This is a genomic window from Flavobacterium sp. (genome assembly GCF_031381455.1).
Lineage (GTDB): Bacteria > Bacteroidota > Bacteroidia > Flavobacteriales > Flavobacteriaceae > Flavobacterium.
Map to the genome: position 1 here is coordinate 45429 of NZ_JANMXZ010000048.1, position 24395 is coordinate 69823.

The following is a 24395-nucleotide window of genomic DNA, read 5'->3' on the forward strand; positions in this document are numbered from 1 at the left end:
AAAACCTGACAGGTGTAAAAAAACAATAAAAAAGAGTAATGAAATATCATCACGAAAAAATCGAAGAAAAATGGCAAAAGTATTGGGCTAAAAACCAAACTTTTGCTGCCAGCAATAATTCAGACAAGCCAAAATATTACGTACTCGACATGTTTCCGTATCCTTCCGGTGCCGGACTTCACGTTGGTCATCCGTTAGGTTATATTGCTTCCGATATTGTGGCGCGTTTCAAACGACACAAAGGTTTTAATGTGTTGCATCCGCAAGGCTACGATTCTTTTGGACTTCCCGCGGAGCAATACGCAATTCAAACCGGGCAACATCCCGAAAAAACAACTCGAGAAAATATTGCGCGTTACCGTGAACAATTAGACAAAATAGGTTTTTCATTCGATTGGAGTAGAGAAGTACGTACTTCAAATGCCGATTATTACAAACATACGCAGTGGATTTTCATTCAATTATTCAATTCTTGGTATAACAAGGATACGGACAAAGCCGAAGACATATCGACACTAATTGACATTTTTGAAAAAGCCGGAAATGCAACAGTGCATGCGGTTTGCGATGACAATATTGAAATCTTTTTCAAGTCAGAATGGAATGCTTTTTCAGAAGAAGAAAAGCAAAAAAGATTATTACAATACCGATTAACCTATTTGGCAGAAACCGAAGTAAACTGGTGTCCTGCTTTGGGAACAGTTTTGGCGAATGACGAAATCGTAAACGGCGTTTCCGAGCGTGGTGGTCATCCGGTTATTCGTAAAAAAATGACACAATGGTCGATGCGAATTTCTGCTTATGCTGAAAGATTATTGCAAGGCTTAGAATCCATCGATTGGAGCGAATCTATCAAAGAATCACAACGCAATTGGATTGGAAAATCGGTTGGAGCTACAGTAAAGTTCTCCGTTCTCGGTTCTCCGTTGTCAGAGCAACCGACAACCATTGATGTTTTCACTACGCGTCCTGATACGATTTTCGGAGTTACCTTTATGACTTTGGCTCCGGAACACGAATTGGTTTCAATTATCACAACTCCAGCACAAAAAGCAGCCGTTGAAAGTTATATAGAAGCAACAGCAAAACGATCGGAACGTGAGAGAATGGCGGATGTAAAAACCATTTCCGGAGTTTTCACTGGCGCTTATGCCGAACATCCATTTACAAAAGAATCGATTCCGGTTTGGATTGGCGATTACGTTTTAGCAGGTTACGGAACCGGAGCGGTTATGGCGGTGCCTTGTGGAGATGAAAGAGATTATGCTTTCGCGAATCATTTCAAAGGCAATCCCGAAACTTCGGGAGGAATGCCGGAAATTAAAAATATTTTCAATCAAGATATTTCGCAGGAAGCGTTTGCTTCTAAAGATGGTTTTGAATTGATAAATTCTGATTTCCTAAACGGTTTGGGTTATAAAGCCGCAACCAAAAAAATCATCGAAGAACTAGAAAAAGTTCACCACGGAAAAGGCAAAACCAATTACCGTTTGCGCGATGCGGTTTTCTCCAGACAAAGATATTGGGGAGAGCCATTTCCAGTTTATTATGTAAATGGAATGCCTCAGATGATAGACTCAAAATATTTACCAATCATTTTACCTGAAGTTGAAAAGTACTTGCCAACCGAAGATGGACAGCCACCTTTAGGCAATGCAACGGATTGGGCTTGGGATAGTGTTCAGTGTTCAGTGGTTAGTAATCAGTTGATTGATGAAGCGACAATATTTCCGTTAGAATTAAACACCATGCCGGGTTGGGCAGGAAGTTCATGGTATTGGATGCGTTATATGGATGCGCATAATGACGCCGAATTTGCTAGCAAAGACGCATTGAAATATTGGGAAAGCGTTGACTTATACATAGGCGGAAGCGAACACGCCACAGGCCACTTATTATACTCGCGTTTTTGGAACAAATTCCTAAAAGACAAAGGCTTTGCGCCAACCGAAGAGCCTTTCAAGAAGTTGATTAATCAGGGAATGATTTTGGGAGAAAGCGCTTTTTTATTTGTGTTACAGACCAGATTTGGTGAGAAAAGCGGACAAACTCAGGTGATAATTTCTAAAGAATTATATACACAGTTTATTAATGGAGGTTCAATAGATATTTTACCTATTGTTCTAAAAAGCTATCTATATGAGAGAATGAGCTTTCAACTTGAATTCAATCAAGATTTAAACGGGTTGCCATTTAATTTTATTTGCTACAGAACTCCAGTTGATGTAAACTATGTTAATTTGAAAAACGAAATTGTAGTTGATGAACTTCAAGATGACAATAGGTACAAGATTGATATTTTGAATTCTTCATGTTTTGATGGTGATGTAATAACAAGTGGTGATAGAATCGAGATTCTTTCAGTTCATAGAGAAGTAGAAAAAATGTCTAAATCAAAATACAATGTCGTTAATCCTGATGATATCTGTAATGATTATGGTGCCGATACTTTGCGTTTGTATGAAATGTTCCTTGGTCCATTAGAACAAGCAAAACCATGGAATACTGCCGGAATTACCGGAGTTTCAGGCTTCCTGAAAAAACTGTGGCGTTTGTATTTTGATGACAATACAGGTTTAAATATTTCTGATGAAGAACCAACAGCAGACATGTACAAATCATTACACAAAACCATCAAAAAAGTAACCGAAGATATCGAGAATTTCTCATTCAATACTTCAGTATCACAGTTTATGATTTGTGTAAACGAATTGGCAACGCTAAAATGCCATCACCGAAAAATATTGGAACCATTGGCAATTGTAATTTCACCTTATGCGCCACATATTGCTGAAGAACTTTGGTCACAATTAGGGCACGAAGGTTCAATTTCAACAGTAGATTTTCCAATCGTTAACGAGAAATACTTAGTAGAATCAGAAAAAGAATATCCAGTTTCCTTCAACGGGAAAATGCGTTTTACGATTAAATTGTCTTTAGATTTAACGGTGCAGCAGATTCAGGAAATTGTTTTGGCAGACGAAAGAACCATTAAACAACTTGACGGCAGAACACCAAATAAAGTCATTATCGTTCCAGGGAAAGTGATTAATCTGGTAGGTTAATTTTCTTTTGCCTTGATGCAAAAGACCCGAGGCGAAGCTGAACGAAGCGAAGCTGAACGAAGCGAAGCTAAACAAAAAATCAAGGCTCTGACCCGAGCCGTAGGCGAACGGATGAAATAATCTTCGGCGGTCAAATCTATTCTTAAATCTTAAATATTTGAAATTAAAAGGAGGACTGCCAGTGGCAGTCAGGTATTTTTTGTTTAATTTATCCCCGAATGTCCACTGGACATTCTCCTCTTAATATCAAATGCTCAGACAGCTTTTCATTTTACAGATTTTTCGAATATTTGACACTCGCCTGCGAGATTCTAATGCCGATGCTACACTTCAAATGTAACCTTTTTTTATTTTTTCGTATAAGAAGAAAAAACAACATTATGAAAAAACACGAAATCCACACCATTGTTGAAAAAGCTGGTTTCAGCAGCATGAAAGAAAAGCTAACCGACAAAGTAGCGCACTTTCTGAACGAAAAAGCAAATGCAGGTTACGAAATTATAAGTGTCAATTTCACTTATTATGAGGCCGCAGAACTTGTTGCTTTTATCACAATTTGCAGATAAATGTCAAGATGTCATTGCAAAGATAATGGCGTACAATTTGATGAAAGGATAAAAACTAATTTTATAAATCATGATAGGATATTATATTTTAATCGGCTTGATTGCCTTAGTCAGTTTTGCCGTTAGCTCTAAGTTAAAGAGTAAATTCGAGGAATACTCACACGTTCATTTACGCAACGGCATGAGTGGTGCAGAAATCGCCACCCAAATGCTACACGATCACGGTATTTATGATGTTAAAGTCATATCAACACCGGGACAATTAACAGATCATTACAATCCAGCCGATAAAACAGTTAATCTCAGTGAGACCGTTTACAACGAACGGAATGCTTCGGCTGCAGCAGTTGCTGCACACGAATGTGGTCACGCTGTTCAACACGCGACGGCATATACTATGTTACAGTTGCGCTCACAATTAGTTCCAGTTGTAAACGTTTCATCGACCTTATCGCAATGGTTAATTTTTGGAGGATTAATTCTCGGAGCCGGAGCGCATTTAGGTTTCGGATTTTATGTAGCTGTTATCGGTTTGGTATTGATGGCAGTCGCTACTGCCTTTAGTTTTATTACATTGCCGGTCGAATACGATGCCAGCAACCGAGCTTTAGCATGGCTGAAAAATAAAAACATGTTAAGCCAACAAGAATACGCCGGTGCCGAAGACGCCTTGAAATGGGCCGCACGTACTTATGTAGTTGCCGCTATCGGAGCGTTGGCTTCGCTCTTATACTGGGCACTCCAGGTTTTTGGAAATAGAAGATAAATTGAAATCCGTCTCGTTTTTTGGAACGAGACGGATTTTTTCTTTTATACATTTCGTCGAACGGTTTTATAATCCATTTCCCGCAAGCCTTGTTATTCTTGAGTTTATTCAAAATATTTAAATCCTAAAGAATAATTTTTCGTAGATTTGAGCATCTAATACCACAATAGATGATTATACTTTATTCAAACGAAGAATTTCGGGAAATCGAGACAGATATTTCCTTGAAATTTAGATACGCTGTTTCTAATAGAGGAAGGCTCATAAGTTTTTCAGAAAATTTTATGGACGGAAACGAATTAAAAGGATCTTATGCAGATGGCTATAAAACCTTTCGTTACGGAAAATCGGTGAATGGAAAGAGAAGTTACAAGACCCTATTTATATACAAACTTGTGGCTGAATTATTTATTCCGAAAACGTCTGAAGAGCAGCAATATGTATTGCACTTAGATTATGTTCGCGATAATGATTTGGTAAAAAACCTAAAATGGGCTACATACGAAGAGAAACTGGCTCACCATAAGAAAAGCCCGCATGTTATCAATTCATTGAGAAAATTAACAGAGCATAACATAAAAGCCGACGGTAGAAAGCTAACTACAACAAAGGTTATCCATTTAAAAAAGTTACTTAGTAAACCAAATCAAAAAACACGTATCAAGATTTTGGCTAAACAATTCGGAATCAGTGAAATGCAGATTTACCGAATTAAGCGTGGCGAAAACTGGGGTCACATAAAAGTTTAACTATAACTGAATCTGTCTTTCAATTTGTTGTTCTAAAGAAATAAACGTTTCTGTTCTGGAAACGCCATTAATAGGTTGAATTTTTTTGTTAAGCAGTTGCATCAAATGTTCGTTATCGCGGCAAATCATTTTGATTAAGATGCTCCAATTTCCTGTTGTATAGTGACATTCGAGAACTTCCGGGATTTTTTTAAGTTCTTTCACTGCTTCCGAATTACTCGAAGCTTTCTCGAGATAAATTCCAATAAACGCCATGGTTTTATAGCCCAAAACTTTATTATCTACAATTAGTTTCGAGCTGGCAATTACGCCTGCATCTTCCAGTTTTCGTAAACGTTGGTGAATCGCAGCACCGGAAATTCCGATTTTATTGGCGATTTGCAATATCGGTTTTCGGGCATCTTCCATAAGGTCGCGGAGGATTTCTTTATCGATACCGTCGATTTCTATTTGTAGTTGATTTATTTTCATTGTATAAATTTGAAATGTCATTATCGGATAAAATCCGAATTATTTATATGTCGCCCCGCTGGGGCTTAAAAACATAGAACAACCTTTTTCTACCAAGATTTAGCTCCTAAAGGAGCTTTTTTACTCCCATCGGGACTGCATTTTTGTAGTTTTCTACCAAGATTTAGACCCTAAAGGAGCTTTTATAGTCCCATCGGGACTGCATGTTGGTAGATAATTTATCAATCCAAAAGTGTGAGCCCCAGCGGGGCGATATATAATATGAGTTAATAATTAGCCCTAATGTACAGTTATATTGTATTTTTATTAAAAAACAGTTTATTTTAAAGCAAAAATAGAAATTTTGTTTTAAGTTATAAGTAAAAGATTTGATTAACAACTGATTTAACAAAAGGCCATGGCTAAATAGCCCTGATGGGAGTGGCACGAAGTATAACGGACAGCAGGAATTACCATTCCTAAAATGCCCAAACCATTCGCTTCAAATAACTCAGTAACTCAGCTTCTCAGGAACTTAGTAACTCAGAAATTAATTCCCCAACAACTTATCAGGATTATAACCTACGTAAGGCATTTCGGTTTCGTGAAAAACAATACCATGTGTTGCCATTTCTTTCAAAATAGGTTCGTATACTTCTTTTTTAATTGGTAATTGTACACCAGGTGTTTTGATGTTGCCATTCAAAATTTGTAAAGTCGCTATCGCAACAGGTAAGCCAACGGTTTTTGCCATCGCGGTATAGATTTGGTCATCACCGATGCAAACCATTTTGGAATCTATTTGTTTGCGCTCGCCATCAAGTTCGTAACCAAATTTGTGGTACATCACAATCATGTCTTTGTCTTCAGGTTGTAAGGTCCAACTGTCGTTTAAGATGCGTTCTAAAATTTGTGCCGGAGTAGCATTTTTGAGTCCAACAATCTTCTTTTTATTAAAGATATCGAGTTCCATTAATTTGTCCCACATGATGTCGTCTTGTTCAATACCAAGAGACATTCTGGTTTTTAATTCTACCGAGTCGGATGCGTGAAAAGGCAAAAAAGAATTTATAAAATCTCGATAACTCATCGTCTCTGAATTTTCCATGACATAAGAATCATCGGTCATGCCTAATTGCACAAACATGTTCCAAGCTTTGGAAAAACCAACTCTACGGATTGTTCCGCGATATAACGTCAGGATATCATCAAGACCATAAATACTTCTGTATTTTAAGGAATCACGATTAGCATAGCCTTCAAATTTTCCGAAACCTTCGACGTGAAAGAATTCGGTTCTGCGGAACAATTTGTGATACGGAATGTATTTGTATTTGCCTTCCTGAATAAATTTCGCGGCACCACCTTGGCCAGCTAAAACCACGTTTCGTGGAGCCCATGTAAATTTGTAATTCCAAAGATTATTATCTGATTCCGGTGCTACTAAACCGCCACAAAACGATTCAAATAAAATCATTTTACCGCCTTTGGCTTCAATTTCATGAATTACTTTCATGGCACTCATATGGTCAATGCCAGGATCGAGTCCCACTTCATTCATAAAAACCAAATTATTAGCCTTTACTGCTTCATCCAAGCTTTGCATTTCATCCGAAATATAAGAAGCCGTAACCATATTTTTTTTAAAAGTTACACAGTCTTTAGCCACTTCTATATGCATGTGTGCCGGTAACATGGAAATAACGATATCTGCTTTTTGAATTTCGGCTTGGCGCTGTTCAACATCATTTATGTCTAAAGCAATTGGGGTTGCATTGGGATGATTATATGTTTTTCTTCTGGCTAATTCAATTGATAAATCGCCAAGTGTTACATTTAAGTCTTCCTGAGTAGATTTTCTTAAAAGATATTTTATTAGTGAAGATGCCGAACGTCCGGCACCGATGATTAAAATTTTTCTCATGCTGTTGTTTTTATTCCAAATCCTTTTCTAAATCTTCGAGTTCTTTTTTGGCTTCTTTTTTGGTTTCAATTTTTTCTTTTTCAAATTTGGTGTCTTTCACCACCTCGTCTTTTATTAGAAGTGTTTTCCCCAAAACAAATACGGAGGAAAGAACACATAAAAGTAGTAAAATATTAGGAAGTTTTTTTTGATTTGCCTCAGATTTTTTAAGCAATAACAAACAAAAAACCATAGCCAACCCAATTGGTAAAAAAGCAATAGTATCCATCGGCAAAGCCGAAAAAACAATTGCTAAAATCGTAAATAGTATTCCTAAAACTAAATATAATTTTCTCATGATTAAATCCTAGTTGCTGAGGTTAACGTTAATTGTCCAGTTCCAACTGGAATACTAAACTTTAGCAAAGCCGGAACTTTTTTTGAGTCGGCTGTAAGCCAAATTAGATTTTTGTCTTTTCCTTTTAAGGCATCGGTTTTAGCGCCAATTGATAGTTTGTAGCATTCTTTGCTACCTAAATTTCCAGCAGAAATAGTTTCTTTGCCCATGTATTTTAAGGTAACTGGAATTTGTTTTTCGTCAAAAACAATCATTAAGTTTTGTGTTTGTCCAACTTTAAATTTAGACAAATCCATAGTTCTTACTTTATACAAAAGCGAAATCACATCTTGTGTGGAACCGCCAATGGTAAAGGTGTTTTGAGTTTCGGGTCGATTTCTTTTCTTCGAAGTACTATTAACCGTGTTTCCTTTGAAAACGTATTTTTCTTTTTTGGTCCAACCGCCTTCGTCTATGTTCCTTTTATATAAACTTGGTTTTAAAGTTATCGGATTCACATAAGATTCATATAAATCTCTGATTTTGAAAAACGAATCCCATTTGCTGTAGGTTGATAATTCGCAACTCAAATGCAAATAAGTGTTTTTGGCAGTGGTAACATTTTCGGTCGACATGGTAACTTGCGCCAATTGCGTCATTAAACCGCTCATATTATAGGAACCCGCAAAAACAAGTCTTTCGCCTGATTTTATTGTTTGGCAATTAACTATTGTGATAGGGCTGAAAACAAAAACGCAACAAAGTATAAGAGATATCTTTTTACTCATGTTTTTAATGTTGTTTTTTTGGTATTGTTTCACCAGTTCGCTGGCGCTAGTGTCGTGAATCTTCGATTTCATAATTGTAAATTGATGGTGCAAAAATAAATTTTAAAATGGTTCCTATACCAAAAGAAACGTGAAATTTCTTTAATAGTATTCAGATAACGAATAAATTTGTGTTTTAGTATAGACTCATAAAATGGAAAGAAAAATTACAAGTGTTGCTGCTTTGATGGGAATGATAGCAATAATTTTAGGAGCATTTGGTGCTCATGCTTTAAAAAAACAATTGTCGGTTGAGCAACTCACAGCTTTTGAAACCGGCGTAAAATATCAAATGTATCACGCGCTTTTTTTATTGTTTTTAGGACTCAATACCTTACTTGATGAAAAAGCAAAAAAAATGGTGTTTCAATTGGTCATTTTTGGAGTAATTTTCTTCTCGGGTTCTATTTATTTGTTAACTACCAAAGCGATAACAGGAGTTGATTTTAAATTTATTGGGATTGTCACGCCAATCGGTGGAGCCCTGTTAATACTGGCTTGGGGTATTTTGTTTTGGAATATTTGTAAAGCAAAAAGATAATATTTTAATAAAAAAAATAGTTTGTAGAATTTAATTTTTACCTTTGTCGTCTAATTTATAATGCAACACACACTAATTTCTATGGAGAACTACGCTCAAATTACGAAATCGATTTCGTTAGAAAAATATGGGATTAAAAACGTTCACGAAATTATTCACAATCCTTCCCTTGAAAAGTTATATAATGATGAGTTAAATCCAAATTTAGAAGGTTTTGAAAAAGGCCAACTAACAGAACTTGGAGCAGTAAATGTTATGACTGGTGTTTTTACCGGGCGTTCACCAAAAGATAAATACATTGTTAAAGATAGCATCACCGAAAATACCATTTGGTGGAATTCTGAAAAAGCAGTTAACGACAACAAACCCATAAACCAAAATACTTGGGTAGCGTTAAAAAACAATACCACTACTCAATTATCAGGAAAGAAATTATATGTTGTTGATGCTTTTTGTGGTGCCAATGAAAACACAAGGTTGAAAGTCCGTTTCATTATGGAAGTGGCGTGGCAAGCGCATTTTGTAACCAATATGTTCATTCGCCCAACGGAAGCCGAACTAGAACATTTTGGCGAGCCAGATTTCATTGTAATGAATGGTTCTAAAACTTCTTTCAAAGATTTTGCAGAGTACGGATTAAATTCTGAAGTATATGTCGCGTTTAATTTAACCGAGAAAATCCAAATTATTGGTGGAACTTGGTATGGCGGCGAAATGAAAAAAGGAATGTTTTCTATGATGAATTATTATTTGCCATTGCAAGGAATTGCCTCGATGCATTGTTCAGCAAATAAAGGGGAAGAAGGAGATGTTGCTGTTTTCTTTGGTCTTTCGGGAACGGGAAAAACAACATTATCTACCGACCCAAAACGAGAATTAATTGGTGACGATGAACACGGCTGGGATAACGAAGGCGTATTCAATTTTGAAGGCGGTTGTTATGCCAAAACCATAGATTTATGCAGAGAAAATGAACCGGATATTTATAGTGCTATCAAAAGAGATGCATTATTAGAAAATGTTACGGTTGATTCTGATGGAACAATTGATTTTAAAGACACTTCTGTAACACAAAACACGAGAGTTTCTTATCCGATTTATCATATTCATAATATTGTTAAACCAGTATCAAAAGCGGGTCATGCTAATAAAGTTATTTTCTTGACAGCCGATGCTTTTGGTGTAATGCCACCAGTTTCAAAATTAACACCGGAACAAACTCAATATTATTTCCTTTCCGGATTTACAGCTAAATTAGCGGGAACAGAACGCGGTATTAACGAACCAACACCTACATTCTCTGCTTGTTTTGGAAAAGCATTTTTGTCCTTGCATCCAACAAAATACGGAGAAGAATTGGTTAAGAAAATGGAGCAAAACCAAGCCAAAGCGTATATGGTGAATACTGGCTGGAACGGAACAGGAAAACGTATTTCGATAAAAGATACACGTGCTATTATTGACGCAATTCTTGACGGTTCAATTGAAAATGCAACTACTAAAACAGTTCCAGTTTTCAATTTTGAAGTTCCAACGTCATTACATGATGTAAATTCAGCGATTTTAGACCCAAGAGACACCTATGAAAATGCTTCAGACTGGAATGCAAAAGCCAACAACTTAGCATCGCTTTTCATCAAGAATTTCGAACAATATACCGATAACGAACAAGGAAAAAGCTTGGTGAAAGCCGGGCCACAATTATAATTAACCAACCTAACCAAAGAAAAAAGCCATTCCCTTAATTGAGAATGGCTTTTTTTATGATTCTAATTTTGTTTTATTTTCCTTTGTTGGCGTCGGCAATATATCTTTCCAAAGCCATTGTCATCGATGGTGTTTCTGGTGTTGGTGCCAAGATATCAATCCGTAATCCGTGCTCCAAAGCTTCTTTCTGAGTAGTACTTCCAAAAACAGCAATACGGGTATCGTTTTGTTTAAAGTCCGGAAAATTTTTGAACAATGATTTAATTCCGGTTGGACTAAAAAATGCTAAAACATCGTAATATACATCTGCCAAATCAGACAAGTCGCTCATTACTGTTTTGTAAAAAGTGGCTTGTGTCCAATCTACTTTTAACGCATCCAAAGTCTGTGGTACATCATAATTCAATTGATCTGAAGCGGGTAAAAGAAATTTTTCTTCTTTGTATTTTTTGATTAGCGGAGATAAATCAACAAAGTCTTTTTGACCAACGTAGATTTTACGTTTTCTATAAACCACATACTTTTGTAAGTAAAAAGCAATCGCTTCCGATTGGCAAAAATATTTCAAATCCTCGGGAACTTTATAACGCATTTCTTCGGCTACTCTAAAGAAGTGATCCACGGAATTTCTGCTATTCAAAATGATTGCAGTAAAGTTATTTAGGTCTATTTTTTGAGCTCTTACATCTTTTGCACTTACACCTTCTACATGTATAAACGATCGAAAATCAATCTTTACTTTATGCTTTTGTTGCAATTCAAAATAAGGTGAATTCTCTACTTTTGGTTCTGGCTGTGACACCAAAATTGTTTTCACTTTCAAGTTTGACATTCTAATGTGCTAAATTTTTTGTAATCAAATAATATATAAAATAGTAGGGCGCTATTTCAAGTGCGCAAAGATACAAAATAAAATAAAACAACTTGCCGATGAGTAAGTTTTGATAAATCTTCAACGAAATAAGATAAGAAAACAAATTAATTATTAAAATCACAGCAATTGTGCAATAAATCAAAATATTTGATGGCGTATTGTTATAAAACAAGTAAATGTTTATTGGCAATAAAATCAATCCAATAAAAGTTCTGTAACTAACCTTTTGTAAATTGAATTGTTCGGCAAATTCTTCAATGTTAAAAATGGTTGCCACAATCTTTTCTATCAAGAATTTTGAAAGCACAAATATTCCGAAAAAAGTAAAAATACGAACAAAAATTACCCAATCGCTTTTAGATACATAACCAAGATAACTCAGCACCAATTGAATGAAAAAAGTAAAAGAAATAATCTGTACAATAAACAACAATATCGTAAAACCACTCATCAAATGAGAAGTGTCTTTGTATACCTTGATATATTTATCGGAAACCAAAATTCTTAGAAATTCGCTAAACCGAGTTTCAAAAGCAGTCTTGGTTATCGCAATTAAAACAAAAGAAAAAACAAACAAACAGGTTGCCCAATCTTTAGGTTCTAGAATTCTTGGCTGTAAAACAGTTTCTATCATAATCCCGACAAAATTACTAATTTTTTATTTCTTAAAATTATTATATAATTATTAAGATAGTGCTCTGATAAAAGTTTATTTTTGCAACTAAGTTTGACGGCACTTACTATGAATGACGGTATTGTAATTATTCCAACCTATAACGAAATTGAAAACATCGAAGGTGTCATTCGGGCTGTGTTTTCGTTACATAAAACGTTTCATGTGCTTGTTGTTGATGATAATTCGCCAGACAAAACGGCTGAAAAAGTTATGGAATTGCAAAGCCAATTTCATGACAAATTATTTTTATCCGTCAGAAAGAAAAAATCAGGTTTAGGAACAGCTTATGTTCACGGATTTAAATGGGCATTGGAGCATCACTATGAATATATATTCGAAATGGATGCTGATTTTTCACACAACCCAAATGATTTAGAAAAACTATATGATGCGTGCTATTTTAATGGAGCAGATTTGGCTATTGGTTCTCGTTATGTAACGGGTGTAAATGTTGTCAATTGGCCTTTGAGCAGAGTATTACTTTCTTATTTTGCATCGGTTTATGTACGAATGATTACGGGTATGAAAATCATGGATGCTACCGCTGGTTTCATTTGTTATCGAAGAGAAGTTTTGGAAAAAATAGATTTAGAAAAGATAAAATTTATTGGTTACGCTTTTCAAATAGAGATGAAGTATAGAGCTTTCGCCAAAAATTTTCATATACAAGAAGTTCCGGTCATCTTTACAGACAGAACAAAAGGACAATCCAAAATGAGCGGCTCTATTATTAAGGAAGCTATTTTTGGAGTAATTTCATTGAGGTTTAAGAAGTTTTTAAATAAATTATAACATGAATACCGTTTTAATTAAAAATGCCAAAATTGTAAACGAAGGAACCGTTTTTGAAGGTGATGTTTTGATTGAAAACGAATTTATTGTTGAAATCGCAGAAAGCATTAGCCCAAAACTTTCCAGTTGCAAAATCATTGATGCCGAAGGTAGTTATCTTATTCCCGGAGCTATTGATGACCAAGTGCATTTTCGCGAGCCGGGTTTAACACATAAAGGCGACATTGCTTCTGAAAGCCGTGCCGCTGTTGCCGGTGGAATTACTTCTTATATAGAACAGCCCAACACCATTCCGAATGCAATCACACAGGAAATCTTAGAAGAAAAATATCAAATTGCCGCCAAAACATCCTACGCCAATTATTCCTTTATGATGGGTGGGACAAATGACAATTTGGAAGAAATTCTAAAAACAAATCCAAAAAATGTTGCAGGACTTAAACTTTTTTTAGGCTCTTCTACAGGCGATATGCTTGTTGATAGTTCAGAAGCATTGGAAAAAATATTTTCTAATACAAAATTGTTGATTGCCGTTCATAGTGAAGATGAAAATACTGTAAAAGCTAATTTAGAAAGATATAAATTGCAATTTGGTGAAGATATACCTGTAAAGTTTCATCCAGAAATTAGAAGTGTTGAAGCTTGTTATAAATCGACTGTAAAAATTATTGATTTAGCAAAACGTACTGGAGCTAGACTTCATGTTTTTCATCTTTCAACGGCCAAAGAATTAGAGTTATTTACCAATAAAATTCCATTAGATGAAAAACAAATCACAGCAGAAGTTTGTATTCATCATCTTTGGTTTTCGGATGAAGATTATGCTACTAAAGGCAATCTTATTAAATGGAATCCAGCCATAAAAACTGCTCAAGACAGAACGGCTTTATGGGAAGCATTGTTAGATGATAGAATTGACGTTATTGCAACTGATCATGCGCCACATACTTTAGAAGAAAAGCAACAAGTTTATACCAAAGCACCATCAGGCGGACCATTGGTGCAACATGCTGTGGTGGCAATGTTTGAGGCCAATCATCAAGGAAAAATTTCGGTGGAAAAGATTGTAGAAAAAATGTGTCACAATCCGGCAAAGATCTTTAAAATTGAAAAAAGAGGTTTTATCAAAGAAGGATTTTATGCCGATTTAGTAATCATAAATCCGAGTTTGCCATGGAATGTCAAGAAAGAAAATATACTGGCCAAATGTGGTTGGTCGCCATTTGAAGGTTATAATTTTAAATCAAGAATTACGCACACCTTTGTCAATGGCGAATTGGTTTATCAAAATTTTAAAGTAAAAGATATTCCTGTTGGAAAGCGTTTGCTTTTTGACAGATAAAAATTTTAATATGAAGAAAAGTCTTCTTTTAGGTTTAACAATGTTGTTTTTTGGATGCAATAGTAATTCGGTTGAAAAGCCTAAAAACCTTATTGGTAAAGATAAAATGGTAGATATTTTATATGATATATCCTTATTGGAAGCCATCAAAAGCCAAAATATCAATGGTGGTATAACTGTGAAAATGGAGAACGATTATATTTATAAAAAATATAAAATAGACAGTATTCAATTTGCGAAAAGCAATAAATATTATGCTTCCGATCTTGAGGAATACAAAAAAATGTTTGAAAAAGTTAAAGAAAAACTGAGTGCAGAAAATTTGAAAATTGAATCCGAAATGAAGAAAAATGGTCAGACTGTTCCGCCAAATCCAAACAGTACCTTAAATTCGGATACGCCTCAAGTGCAATAATTATTTTTGCAGAGTTTGATATTAAGAGGAGAAAGCGGGAGCTTTCGGCAAGCTTGGAGAAGCTATAGTTATGGTGAATCTTTAATCATACTTGTGTTTTGCACAGACTTCTTTAATCACGCTATCAATGCTTTGGAACTCGAAATTCAGTCCCAAAACTTCGGGATTTTTTATTTTTTCATTGGAAATAAAGTCAGAAGAATGTAGTGAATTTGCGCTGTATTTTGACAGTTTTCTTTTGGTTCTAAAAATGGTGGAAATAAACAAATCCAACCGCCAACCTATAGCTGTCATCCATGGTTTAGCTTCAATTTTAGGTTTTTTAGCATTCAGATTTTCAGCAATTAAAAAAATAACTTTTTTGAAAGTTAGGTTTTCAGCAACAAGAGTAAATCGTTCGCTAACTATAGTGCTGTTCATTAACCGAATCATGATTTTTACTACGTCGGTAACGCCTACATATCCTGTAGAGCCATTTGTGTAAAATGGAAATTCATTTTTTATAGAACTAAAAAATAAACCGCTTCCTTGATTCCAGAAACCGGCGCCAAAAATTACTCCCGGATTTACAATTACCACATCTAAGCCTTCTTGTTGCCCACGCCAAATCTCCATTTCGGCACCATATTTTGAAATGGCATAATCGCTGTGTGCTGTTTCGGGATTCCATTCGGTTTCTTCGCTGATTTCTGTTTCATGAGATTGCTGATTTCCTAGCGCTGCAATAGAACTGACATGGCAGAGTTTTTTTATTTTATTGTCGATGCAAAAATTCACGATGTTGGCAGTGCCTTCTATGTTTACTTTTCGTAGTAAATCTTCGTCATTTGGGTCATACGAAATCAAACCCGCGCAATGATAGACAAAATCTACATTTTTGAATGCAATTTCTAATGTTGGAACATCAATTATATCTGCCTGAACCCAATCTATTTTGGAAAATAAATATTCTTTTTGATAAAGTTTGAAAAGTGATTTTGTCTTTTCGATGGATTTTGGTTCTCTATAAATTGCTCGAACAGTAGTTTCACTTTCAACCAAATGCAGCAGCAAATGCGCTCCGACTAAACCTGTTCCTCCTGTGACTAATATCATTTTGTAAAGATAATTAGATTGTTAGATTTTTAGATAATTAGATTTGATAAAAAGTACGCCAAAAGACTTTCTTCCAGCCCTGATTGCAGCAGCTACCATGTAGCGCGGAAAGCAGGAAAATGGATAACTGATAAATCCCAAACCATTCGCTTTAAAAATTCCTAAATCTGTTTATCTTTGCGCCAAATCTCATTATAATATGAACAACTTAGTAGAAGAATTAAAATGGCGTGGATTGTACCACGACAGCATGCCAGGAACTGAAGAACAACTACTTAAGGAAGTGACGACCGCTTATATTGGTTTTGATCCGACGGCGGATTCGTTGCATATTGGGAGCATGGTGCAGATTATTTTGCTACTTCATTTGACAAATTTTGGACACAAACCAATTGCTTTGGTTGGCGGTGCTACGGGTATGATTGGTGATCCGTCGGGAAAATCGGACGAGCGTAATTTGCTTACTGAAGAGCAGTTAGCGAAGAATGTGGCGGGAATTAAAAGCGTGCTTTCAAGATTTTTAGATTTTAATGAGACTGGATCAAACGCTCCAATTATGGTGAATAATTACGATTGGATGAAGTCGTTTTCGTTTATCGATTTTGCGCGTGAAGTTGGTAAAAGAATTACCGTTAACTATATGATGGCTAAGGATTCAGTTAAGAAACGTTTGTCGGGTGAAGCTGGAGTTGGAATGTCGTTTACGGAGTTTACGTATCAATTGATTCAGGGTTATGATTTTTATCATTTACACAAGCATTACAATTGTGTTTTGCAGATGGGCGGTTCTGACCAATGGGGAAATATTACAACTGGAACAGAATTGGTTCGACGAATGAATCCTAATATAGAGGCAAAAGCTTTTGCTTTGACTACGCCTTTAATTACTAAAGCTGATGGTTCGAAGTTTGGAAAATCGGAGGGAGGCAATATTTGGTTGGATGCTGATAAGACTTCTGTTTATAAATTTTATCAGTTTTGGTTGAATACCTCGGATGAAGATTCGGAGAAATATATTAAGATTTTTACTTTTTTAGATAAGAATGTTATTGATGCATTGATTGCTGAACATAAAGAAGCCGCTCATTTGAGGGTTTTACAAAGAAGATTAGCTGAAGAAGTGACGATATTAGTTCACGGAAAAGCAGAATTGGAAAAAGCCATTCAAGCTTCGAATATTTTGTTTGGAAATGCCACTGCTGCTGATTTGAAACAATTAGATGAAGCTACTTTTTTAGAGGTTTTTGATGGTGTTCCGCAAGCGGAAATTTCAAGAAATGATATTTCTAATGGAATCAATATCGTTGATGTGCTGAATGAGAAATCAGGATTTTTGAAATCAAATGGTGAAGCGAGACGCGCTTTGGCAGAGAATTCGATTTCGGTAAACAAAGAAAAAGTTACGGAAGAATTTCAGTTGACTTCAACCGATTTGATTAACAAGCAGTTTGTGTTATTGCAACGCGGAAAGAAGAATTATTTTGTGATTAGGGTTGTTTAACCACGAAGAGCACTAAGTTTTTTCACAAAGAGCACAAAGTGTTAAAATAGTTTGGGTTGTATAGAAAGTAGAAAACCAATTTTATTACATTACCATCAAATTACAACCACGAATATCAGAATTATGAAAACGCCCCAATATTTCGAAAGTATTATTGGGGTATTTTTTGCCTAAATCTTGTGTGGCAATAAAGCAGCACGAATTGATGTTGGCTAAATCAATGACATTAACACCGCCAGATTTCCCCATATTTACATAAGTTAATGCATCTTCCGTATCGCGAATTAAGATTTGCATCCAAGCCGGACATTCGAAAATTCCGTTTCCAAGAGAATACGCTTGTGATAAAAGCTCAGTCATTCCATATTCGGAATGGATATTTTGTACTCCAAAACCATTACGCAAAATTTCATGTAATTCTTCGCGTATCATTTCTTTGCGTTTGCCTTTCATACCACCAGTTTCCATGATAATGGTGTTTTTTAGTTGGAACTTTTGTTTCTCAATCAAATCTAATAAAGCATAAGTCACACCAATTAGAATCACATTTTGACCAGTACTATCAAGGGCAACCAACTTGGTAATCAACTCATCATAATTATGTAAATAAAAGCCGCTGTTTTCATTGTTTGAAAGTTCAATCAAATCTTTAACCATATATATTAAGGATGAACCACTACGCTCTAAATAGGAAGGAAGCAAAGCCAAAACAGCGTAATCTTCAATGTTTCCATAAAATTCGGAAAAGGTGTATCGATAGCTTTGTTCGTACAGAGAAACGTCTGTCACCAAATGTTTACTGGTAATCATTCCGGTAGTTCCGCTGCTGGTAAATGTTTCCTGAACTAGTCCCGAAGACTCTGTATTATTCGAAACCACATCATGATTCTTAAAAAATTGAATAGGTAGAAACGGAATTTGCTGTAGCGATTTTACAGCTTGTTTATCCACTTTCAGAAAATTGCAAAACTCTTGATAGACTAAGTTGTTTTCGTATTGAAAACGAAAAACTTTTAGCGCTATTTTTTCAAATTGCTTTTGGGAAGAAATTGTAAATATGTCTTGTGGGTTTATCAATCTATAAAGGTTCTGAAACTTGTTCAGAACGATGCAAAAGTAATGAAAATAAAAAAGCCCTAATCTCGTTTTTTTGGAACGAGATAGGGCTTTTAAGTATATTGAATAGAAATTATCTAATAACTAATTTTCTTGAAGCTGTTTTTCCTCCTTCAGTAATTTGAACTATGTAAACACCAGTATTAAGTGAACCTAAATTAATAGCATTTTCATTTGTAGAAGTGCTTAAAACTTTTTTGCCTAGCACATCATAAACAGTAACTTTTTTTTCAGCATTAGCAGAGGTTTCAATAAACAATGTTCCGTTTGTAACCGGGTTCGGATATACTCTTAAACCAGAAATTGAATTCTCACTAACACCTAATACACCACTGGAAAAAGTTGCATTGTCTATCCTCCAAGTTCCTCCAGGTCCATAGTTTGATGGAGTTGGAGTTATTGCATATCCAACAGGAGAATAATCTGTTCCTGCAGGATCAAAAATAGAAACAATTCTGAAACCAAAATTCGCATTATTACCAGCACCAGAAGGGAATGTTAAGGCTACCATTGGAGTAGCAGTAAATGAATTGGTTAAAGCTCCATTGTTGTTGCTTAATACAAGCCAGTTTGTACCATCAATCGTGTATTCATATTGTTGAAATCTAGATGATGTATTTGAACCTCTTGGGTCAAATGTTACATTAATCGGATCTGCAAATCCTACTGTACTTACAGCAAATTGAAAACCAGCTGTACCTGATGCAGTTCCTGCAGCAGGGAAAGTTTTTACACTGTAAGCTAAATTACCAGCTGCGGTAGGATTACCAGCAGGCATAACTGCTGGAGTGCCAGAAGTGTTATCAACAACACCACCAATTAACGTAAATGTCCCAGATCCAGTTGTTGGAAGCATTGCAGTAGCTGGAGTAGTATTGTCAAAATTCCATTGCGAAATTGTTGTCTGTCCATAAGAAACAGAAGTAATTACTAAAAGTAATAAAGAGTAAATTTTTTTCATTTTTTTTAAATTTAATTAGCCTACAAATATAAGGACAAATTTCAATTATAAAAAAAAAGAATGTAAAAAAATGATTAAAAAATGATTAATTTTCAGAAAGGCAACTATCTGACAATTAGTTTTCTGGTGGCAGTAGTGTCGCCTTCAGTAATTTTGATTATATAAACACCAGGTGGGATAGAAGCAATGTTTAATTCGCGAGATGATATAGTAGTTTGTAAAACTTTTTTACCTAACACATCAAATATCGAAATTTCTTTATCCAAAGAAGTTTTTGAAGTAATGTATATCTTACCATTACTTACCGGATTTGGATAAAAACCAAGGGATTCGATGGGCTGCTTTCCATCTTGCGCAAAGCTGACAAGAGAAAACATAAGGAATACAGTTATTATAAAGTAATTTTTTTTCATGACTTCAATTTGGTTATTACAAATATATAAAATTTATTTCAAATAGTATACCAAAAAAAAACATCCTGAATTTTTCAGGATGTTTTTAACATTTATAAAGATTTCTTTATTGTATTAAGTTAACTCCGCCCACAGTTGACCATGCGCCTGTAGTTAAGGAAGCTCCAGTAGCAGTGGTGCTTGTGGTGAATTGTCCGCTTGGTAGCGAAACAGAAATAGCTCCTGTTGCACCAACAGGATTAGTTTGAGTTGTGTTTGATATTTTAACGTTTGTCAATTTGATTTTAGAACCATTGACTTGATTAGTGTTAGTTGTTGCATCTTGGATTTTTACAGCTGCACCTTGATAAACATTGGCACCTTCAGTATAATTTCCATATCCATCAACAATTACATTACTAAAATCTCCGTTTCCTTCTTTTTTAAATTGGAATGCATCAACTTGGATATCACCAGCAACTTCTGGCGTACAACCTGCGGCTCTTTTTAGCGTAACGTTAGTCACTTTTGGCCAAAATGCATTATTGTTATTAGAACATTCTATTTCCATACCGAAATTTCCTTTTGTAACTTGTAAAGCATACCAGTTAGAATTGTTTTGGCCTTGCCATCCATCTTGCCAGTCAAAAGCATCATCATAATTTCCATAAGAAATAGCATTAGTCATGCTTACTGTTCCTCCAAAAAATTCATAACCATCGTCAGCACCTTTATAAGATACCAAGTGATCTAATGTAGTTCCGGAACCACAAGAATAAAAAGTAAATCCGTTATTTTCTTTTGTTCCGTCAGCCAATTTAGCCCCAGCATATTCTACTCTAACATAGTTTAATGAACCACCATTGTGCGTTGGGTTTGTCCCTCCGTATGGTAAAGCATTTCCATCTTCTGAAGTTGAGGTAGTTACACCACCAATAGCTTTTATCGGAGCATCACCATACACTATAATTCCACCCCAAGAACCAGGAATTCCAGATTTTTCAGTAAATACAACTGGCAAAGCAGAAGTTCCGTTGATGATAAGTTTCCCACCATTTAAGACTACTAAGGCATTGTCTCCTGTTATTTTGTCGCAAGTAATTGTTGATCCAGCATCAAAAGTAACGGTTACACCAGCATTAATTTTTACAATTCCTTTTAAGGTATAAGTTCCTAACGGATACGTTTTGTCAACAGTTATTGGCCCTGTAATTTCGCCTGTAACCGGTTGTGCACTCGAATTGTCATCACTACTTGTACATGCAGTGAAAGTTGAAGCTAGAATTGCTAAGCTTAAGATTAATTTTTTCATAAGTTTTGTTGTTTAATTTTCTGGTACAAATGTAAATTTGAGAGAAAGAAAAGAGGTTATCTAAATATTATAATAGCGTTACGATTCATCTATTAAAAAGTAAATTTATTGTTAAGAACATGATGTTTATATAACATAAAAGCCGTCTTTGAAGGACGGCTTTTAATAGGATATTAATTTTTAAAATGTGTAACTCAAATTTAAAGAAAAGCCAACGCCTTTCTTGTAATTGCTGATTAAGTTCGATGGTTCATTAATCGGAGAAGTTCCATCAGTACCCAATTCAAATTTTCTATCTGGGTTTAACAAATTGTCGGCAGCCAATTTCAAATCAAAATGGTCTGATAATTTACTGCTCCAAACAAAATCCAATTGACTTACCGGAAGCTCATATATGTGATCCAATCCACCAGTCCCGACTGCATATATTCTTTTTCCGAATACAGAATACACTAATGAAACTGTATTACTCCATTTTTCACTAAAATTAAATTGGTATTTCAAATCAGAATTCACTAACCATTTTGAAGCACCTTGAAGTTCTCTAGATTTATGCGTTTCAATAGAATTGGTGACGCTTCCGTCAGGATTAGTTATGGTTGGTTTAACATCTACTTGAGTTTTCATCAATGATGTGTTAAATCCAAAAGAGAAGTTGGAAAGAGATTTATTAATTCTAGCCAAATCCAATAAAAACTCAATTTCCGCGCCGTATAAATTTGCTTTGTCTGAATTTAAATAAGTAGTTATAGTTGCATTAGCAGCATTGGCTATAAAAGTTCTTTCAATTGGATTTTTTATTGATTTTCCAAAAACTCCTACAGCTAACATTTCTTTTGCTGTTGGGAATAATTCGTATTTCAAATCAACATTAAAGTTATCGCTATTTACCAAAAATGGATTTCCTCTTGTTGAAGTACCATCCGCATTTATATATTCTATAGGATACGCTTCCATAATTACCGGTCTCGTATACGTTTGACTTGTTGCAAAACGAAGATTAGCTTTCTCAGTCACTTCATATTTTGCATTCAATGAAGGTAAAACATATAGTTTATTTCTATTTATTTTTTGAAAAGGATCATCAAAAGAACCTTGTAATCTGTATTTAGTTTCTCTCAAAGTATTTTCTGCTCTTAAACCACCATTTACTTCCCATTTTTCAGCAAATTTAAACAATACATTAGCATAACCAGAATTAGCTAACTCCATTAGTTTTGCTTTGTAAGTGGCATTTGAACTTTCTCGGAAACTAAAAGCATTTTGACTTAAATACTCATTCAATTGTGAATCTAAAGCATTTACCGGAACCGTAAAACTGTTAGGTGCAAAATTGTTAACCGGCGTTATAAAACGATACGAAGATTGCATCAAAGACGCGCTTCCGTTATAACCAATAGCCAATTTGTTTTTCTTGTCTTGTCCACCAAATTTCAAGCTGTATTCCAACATTCCCGATAAATAAATATCGCTTTTAATATCTAAATATTGTTTGATAAAATTGTTACCTGCAATTGATGTTTGAATATTATCACCATCTAATGTTCCTGAAAAGAATTTTCTGTCTGGCTGTTGATACGATGTTTTGGCAAATGAACCACCAGTTTTTATCATTTGGTTTTTGTCTTTTGTCAGAGCATATTCTCCCAATAACTGAGAGTTGAAGTAGTCAGATTGGTCTAATTGATTTGTTCTAATTAAAACTTTGTTATTACTAGCAGTCAAATCAGCATATCCAAATTGATCTTTAATTAAATTTTCGGTAGTTCTTAAATAAAAATTATTCCAAGTCAATTTTATTCTGTCGGCGGAATAATTCAACCCAATTAAAGTAGATGTTGAGGTTTTGTATCGGTATTCTGTATTGATGAAATCGTTTCTATATACAAATCCGCTAGGGTTATTATTGAAATTTCGTTCTACACCTTTTCTGACACTATAATTATTGTCGGCGTTTAAGGAAAGTAAATAAGAAAAACTGGCTTCGTTTTTTAATTTAAATTTCTCCGAATGCAAAACACCAAAACTCATGTTCAAAGGCGCTTTTGTCTTTGTAACATCAAAACCGCTTTTGAAAGATTGCAACGATTGATCTGGCGTAAAAGTATAGCTGGCGGGTTTCCCACCTAATAATCCCGGCAAAGCTCTGTCGTCTCCAGTCAAACCAAAGAAACCTTTGCTTCCATCAGCATCCTTAGAAATCAAAAAATCTTTCATATTGTTATCGGTAGTAAAATTTGTTCCGATGCTGATTTTGGTAATGCTTTTGGTTCCTTTTGAAGTGGCAATGTTAAAAGTTCCACCGGCAAAATCGCCATAAATATTTGGATTGAATGTTTTGTAAACATCAATAACGCCTACAATATCGGTTGGAAACAAATCCAAAGGAATAATCTTCTTAAATGGATTGTTGGTTGGAGCAGCCAAATCATTAATCAATAGATTATTATAGCGGTCTTCCAAACCACGAACAAATAAACCTCTTGAACCTACTTTGGTAATTCCGGTAATTTTTGTCAAACCTTCTTCGACATCGCTTACGCCTTTTCTCGACATTTCCTGTGCACCAATACTTTGTTTTATTTCGACAGCTTTTTTCTGTTCCAATAACAAAGCGGTTTCTTTTTCGCGGCTTGTTGTGTTTTGAATTACAACATCTTTCAGCTGGTAACTTCCGGAACCAAGGGCTTTGTTAAGTGTAACAGTTTCTCCGGCCTTTACTTCAACTTTTTCTTCGATGGATTCATAACCTAAAAAGCTAAATTGAATCATATAAATTCCGGTATCAACACTAATCGTATATTTCCCGGTTTCATCTGTTGTTACTCCAATGGTAGTTCCTTTAATCACCACATTGGCAAAAGGAAGTGTTTCATTATTTAAATCTTTATCCGTTAATGTTCCTGTAATAGTTCCTTTTTGTGCAAAACCAATTGCAGTTAAAAGTAAAAAAGTAACAATTAATTTAAATTTCATTTTAGTGAGTTTAATTTGGTACAAAGAAACCA

The 24395-nt window shown here is 35.1% G+C and carries 22 protein-coding genes; 10 read left to right on the forward strand and 12 right to left on the reverse strand.

Annotated elements, in window-relative coordinates; genetic code table 11:
• Nucleotides 1-38 precede the first annotated feature (38 nt).
• The 4 genes from RMN97_RS12125 (at nt 39) to RMN97_RS12140 (ending at nt 5146) form a co-directional block, all read left to right on the forward strand.
• Nucleotides 39-3065 carry a class I tRNA ligase family protein gene (locus RMN97_RS12125; protein WP_309614784.1) on the forward strand — a complete coding sequence of 1009 codons (3027 nt, stop codon included), beginning with the start codon at nt 39-41 and terminating at the stop codon, nt 3063-3065.
• A 380-nt stretch (nt 3066-3445) separates the two neighbouring features.
• Nucleotides 3446-3631 carry a hypothetical protein gene (locus RMN97_RS12130; protein WP_309614785.1) on the forward strand — a complete coding sequence of 62 codons (186 nt, stop codon included), beginning with the start codon at nt 3446-3448 and terminating at the stop codon, nt 3629-3631.
• Between the two features lie 70 nt (nt 3632-3701).
• Nucleotides 3702-4397 carry a zinc metallopeptidase gene (locus RMN97_RS12135; protein WP_309614786.1) on the forward strand — a complete coding sequence of 232 codons (696 nt, stop codon included), beginning with the start codon at nt 3702-3704 and terminating at the stop codon, nt 4395-4397.
• A 170-nt stretch (nt 4398-4567) separates the two neighbouring features.
• Nucleotides 4568-5146 (forward strand): NUMOD4 domain-containing protein, encoded by a 579-nt coding sequence (locus tag RMN97_RS12140; RefSeq protein ID WP_309614787.1) that lies wholly within the window; start codon nt 4568-4570, stop codon nt 5144-5146.
• Here RMN97_RS12140 and RMN97_RS12145 read toward each other — a convergent pair whose 3' ends face one another.
• The 4 genes from RMN97_RS12145 to RMN97_RS12160 form a co-directional block, all read right to left on the reverse strand.
• Nucleotides 5147-5617: an Lrp/AsnC family transcriptional regulator gene (locus RMN97_RS12145; RefSeq protein WP_293896575.1), complete on the reverse strand. Its 471-nt coding sequence runs from the start codon at nt 5615-5617 to the stop codon at nt 5147-5149.
• 529 nt (nt 5618-6146) lie between these two features.
• A complete protein-coding gene (locus RMN97_RS12150) occupies nt 6147-7520 on the reverse strand; it encodes a saccharopine dehydrogenase C-terminal domain-containing protein (RefSeq protein WP_309614788.1) in 1374 nt (457 codons plus the stop codon).
• Nucleotides 7521-7530: 10 nt separating this feature from the next.
• Nucleotides 7531-7857, reverse strand: coding sequence for a hypothetical protein (locus RMN97_RS12155; protein ID WP_309614789.1), 327 nt, complete (start codon nt 7855-7857; stop codon nt 7531-7533).
• 2 nt (nt 7858-7859) lie between these two features.
• Nucleotides 7860-8696 carry a DUF3108 domain-containing protein gene (locus RMN97_RS12160; protein ID WP_309614790.1) on the reverse strand — a complete coding sequence of 279 codons (837 nt, stop codon included), beginning with the start codon at nt 8694-8696 and terminating at the stop codon, nt 7860-7862.
• A gap of 121 nt (nt 8697-8817) precedes the next feature.
• Between RMN97_RS12160 and RMN97_RS12165 the strand changes: the two genes are divergently transcribed.
• Both RMN97_RS12165 and pckA read left to right on the forward strand, forming a co-directional pair.
• Nucleotides 8818-9204, forward strand: coding sequence for a DUF423 domain-containing protein (locus tag RMN97_RS12165; protein ID WP_309614791.1), 387 nt, complete (start codon nt 8818-8820; stop codon nt 9202-9204).
• Nucleotides 9205-9285: 81 nt separating this feature from the next.
• The gene (gene pckA, locus RMN97_RS12170) at nt 9286-10911 is read left to right on the forward strand and encodes a phosphoenolpyruvate carboxykinase (ATP) (protein ID WP_309614826.1); all 1626 of its coding nucleotides are present in this window, start codon (nt 9286-9288) and stop codon (nt 10909-10911) included.
• A gap of 73 nt (nt 10912-10984) precedes the next feature.
• Here pckA and RMN97_RS12175 read toward each other — a convergent pair whose 3' ends face one another.
• Both RMN97_RS12175 and RMN97_RS12180 read right to left on the reverse strand, forming a co-directional pair.
• Entirely contained in the window at nt 10985-11734 is a 750-nt protein-coding gene (locus RMN97_RS12175; protein ID WP_309614827.1) for a uroporphyrinogen-III synthase, read from the reverse strand.
• A gap of 10 nt (nt 11735-11744) precedes the next feature.
• Nucleotides 11745-12419 (reverse strand): DUF4271 domain-containing protein, encoded by a 675-nt coding sequence (locus RMN97_RS12180; protein WP_309614792.1) that lies wholly within the window; start codon nt 12417-12419, stop codon nt 11745-11747.
• 108 nt (nt 12420-12527) lie between these two features.
• Here RMN97_RS12180 and RMN97_RS12185 point away from each other — a divergent pair, with 108 nt between their 5' ends.
• Genes RMN97_RS12185 through RMN97_RS12195 form a run of 3 tightly spaced genes read left to right on the forward strand, consistent with a single transcriptional unit; the run spans nt 12528 to nt 15010 of the window.
• Nucleotides 12528-13253 (forward strand): polyprenol monophosphomannose synthase, encoded by a 726-nt coding sequence (locus RMN97_RS12185; RefSeq protein ID WP_309614828.1) that lies wholly within the window; start codon nt 12528-12530, stop codon nt 13251-13253.
• Between the two features lies 1 nt (nt 13254).
• Nucleotides 13255-14595 carry a dihydroorotase gene (locus tag RMN97_RS12190; RefSeq protein WP_309614793.1) on the forward strand — a complete coding sequence of 447 codons (1341 nt, stop codon included), beginning with the start codon at nt 13255-13257 and terminating at the stop codon, nt 14593-14595.
• Between the two features lie 10 nt (nt 14596-14605).
• Nucleotides 14606-15010, forward strand: coding sequence for a DUF4296 domain-containing protein (locus tag RMN97_RS12195; RefSeq protein ID WP_309614794.1), 405 nt, complete (start codon nt 14606-14608; stop codon nt 15008-15010).
• Between the two features lie 81 nt (nt 15011-15091).
• Here the strand turns inward: RMN97_RS12195 and RMN97_RS12200 are convergent, their stop codons facing one another.
• Nucleotides 15092-16105: an NAD-dependent epimerase/dehydratase family protein gene (locus RMN97_RS12200; protein ID WP_309614795.1), complete on the reverse strand. Its 1014-nt coding sequence runs from the start codon at nt 16103-16105 to the stop codon at nt 15092-15094.
• Nucleotides 16106-16304: 199 nt separating this feature from the next.
• Here RMN97_RS12200 and tyrS point away from each other — a divergent pair, with 199 nt between their 5' ends.
• Entirely contained in the window at nt 16305-17606 is a 1302-nt protein-coding gene (gene tyrS / locus RMN97_RS12205) for a tyrosine--tRNA ligase (RefSeq protein ID WP_309614796.1), read from the forward strand.
• Between the two features lie 84 nt (nt 17607-17690).
• Here tyrS and RMN97_RS12210 read toward each other — a convergent pair whose 3' ends face one another.
• From RMN97_RS12210 to RMN97_RS12230, 5 genes are all read right to left on the reverse strand, one after another.
• Complete coding sequence (locus tag RMN97_RS12210) at nt 17691-18683, reverse strand: acyl transferase (protein ID WP_309614797.1); 993 nt, start codon at nt 18681-18683, stop codon at nt 17691-17693.
• 112 nt (nt 18684-18795) lie between these two features.
• On the reverse strand, nt 18796-19683 hold the full coding sequence (locus tag RMN97_RS12215) for a T9SS type A sorting domain-containing protein (RefSeq protein WP_309614798.1): 888 nt from the start codon (nt 19681-19683) through the stop codon (nt 18796-18798).
• 104 nt (nt 19684-19787) lie between these two features.
• Complete coding sequence (locus tag RMN97_RS12220) at nt 19788-20096, reverse strand: T9SS type A sorting domain-containing protein (protein WP_309614799.1); 309 nt, start codon at nt 20094-20096, stop codon at nt 19788-19790.
• A gap of 106 nt (nt 20097-20202) precedes the next feature.
• Nucleotides 20203-21387, reverse strand: coding sequence for a hypothetical protein (locus RMN97_RS12225; RefSeq protein ID WP_309614800.1), 1185 nt, complete (start codon nt 21385-21387; stop codon nt 20203-20205).
• Nucleotides 21388-21567: 180 nt separating this feature from the next.
• Nucleotides 21568-24363, reverse strand: coding sequence for a TonB-dependent receptor domain-containing protein (locus RMN97_RS12230; RefSeq protein WP_309614801.1), 2796 nt, complete (start codon nt 24361-24363; stop codon nt 21568-21570).
• Nucleotides 24364-24395: the final 32 nt, after the last annotated feature.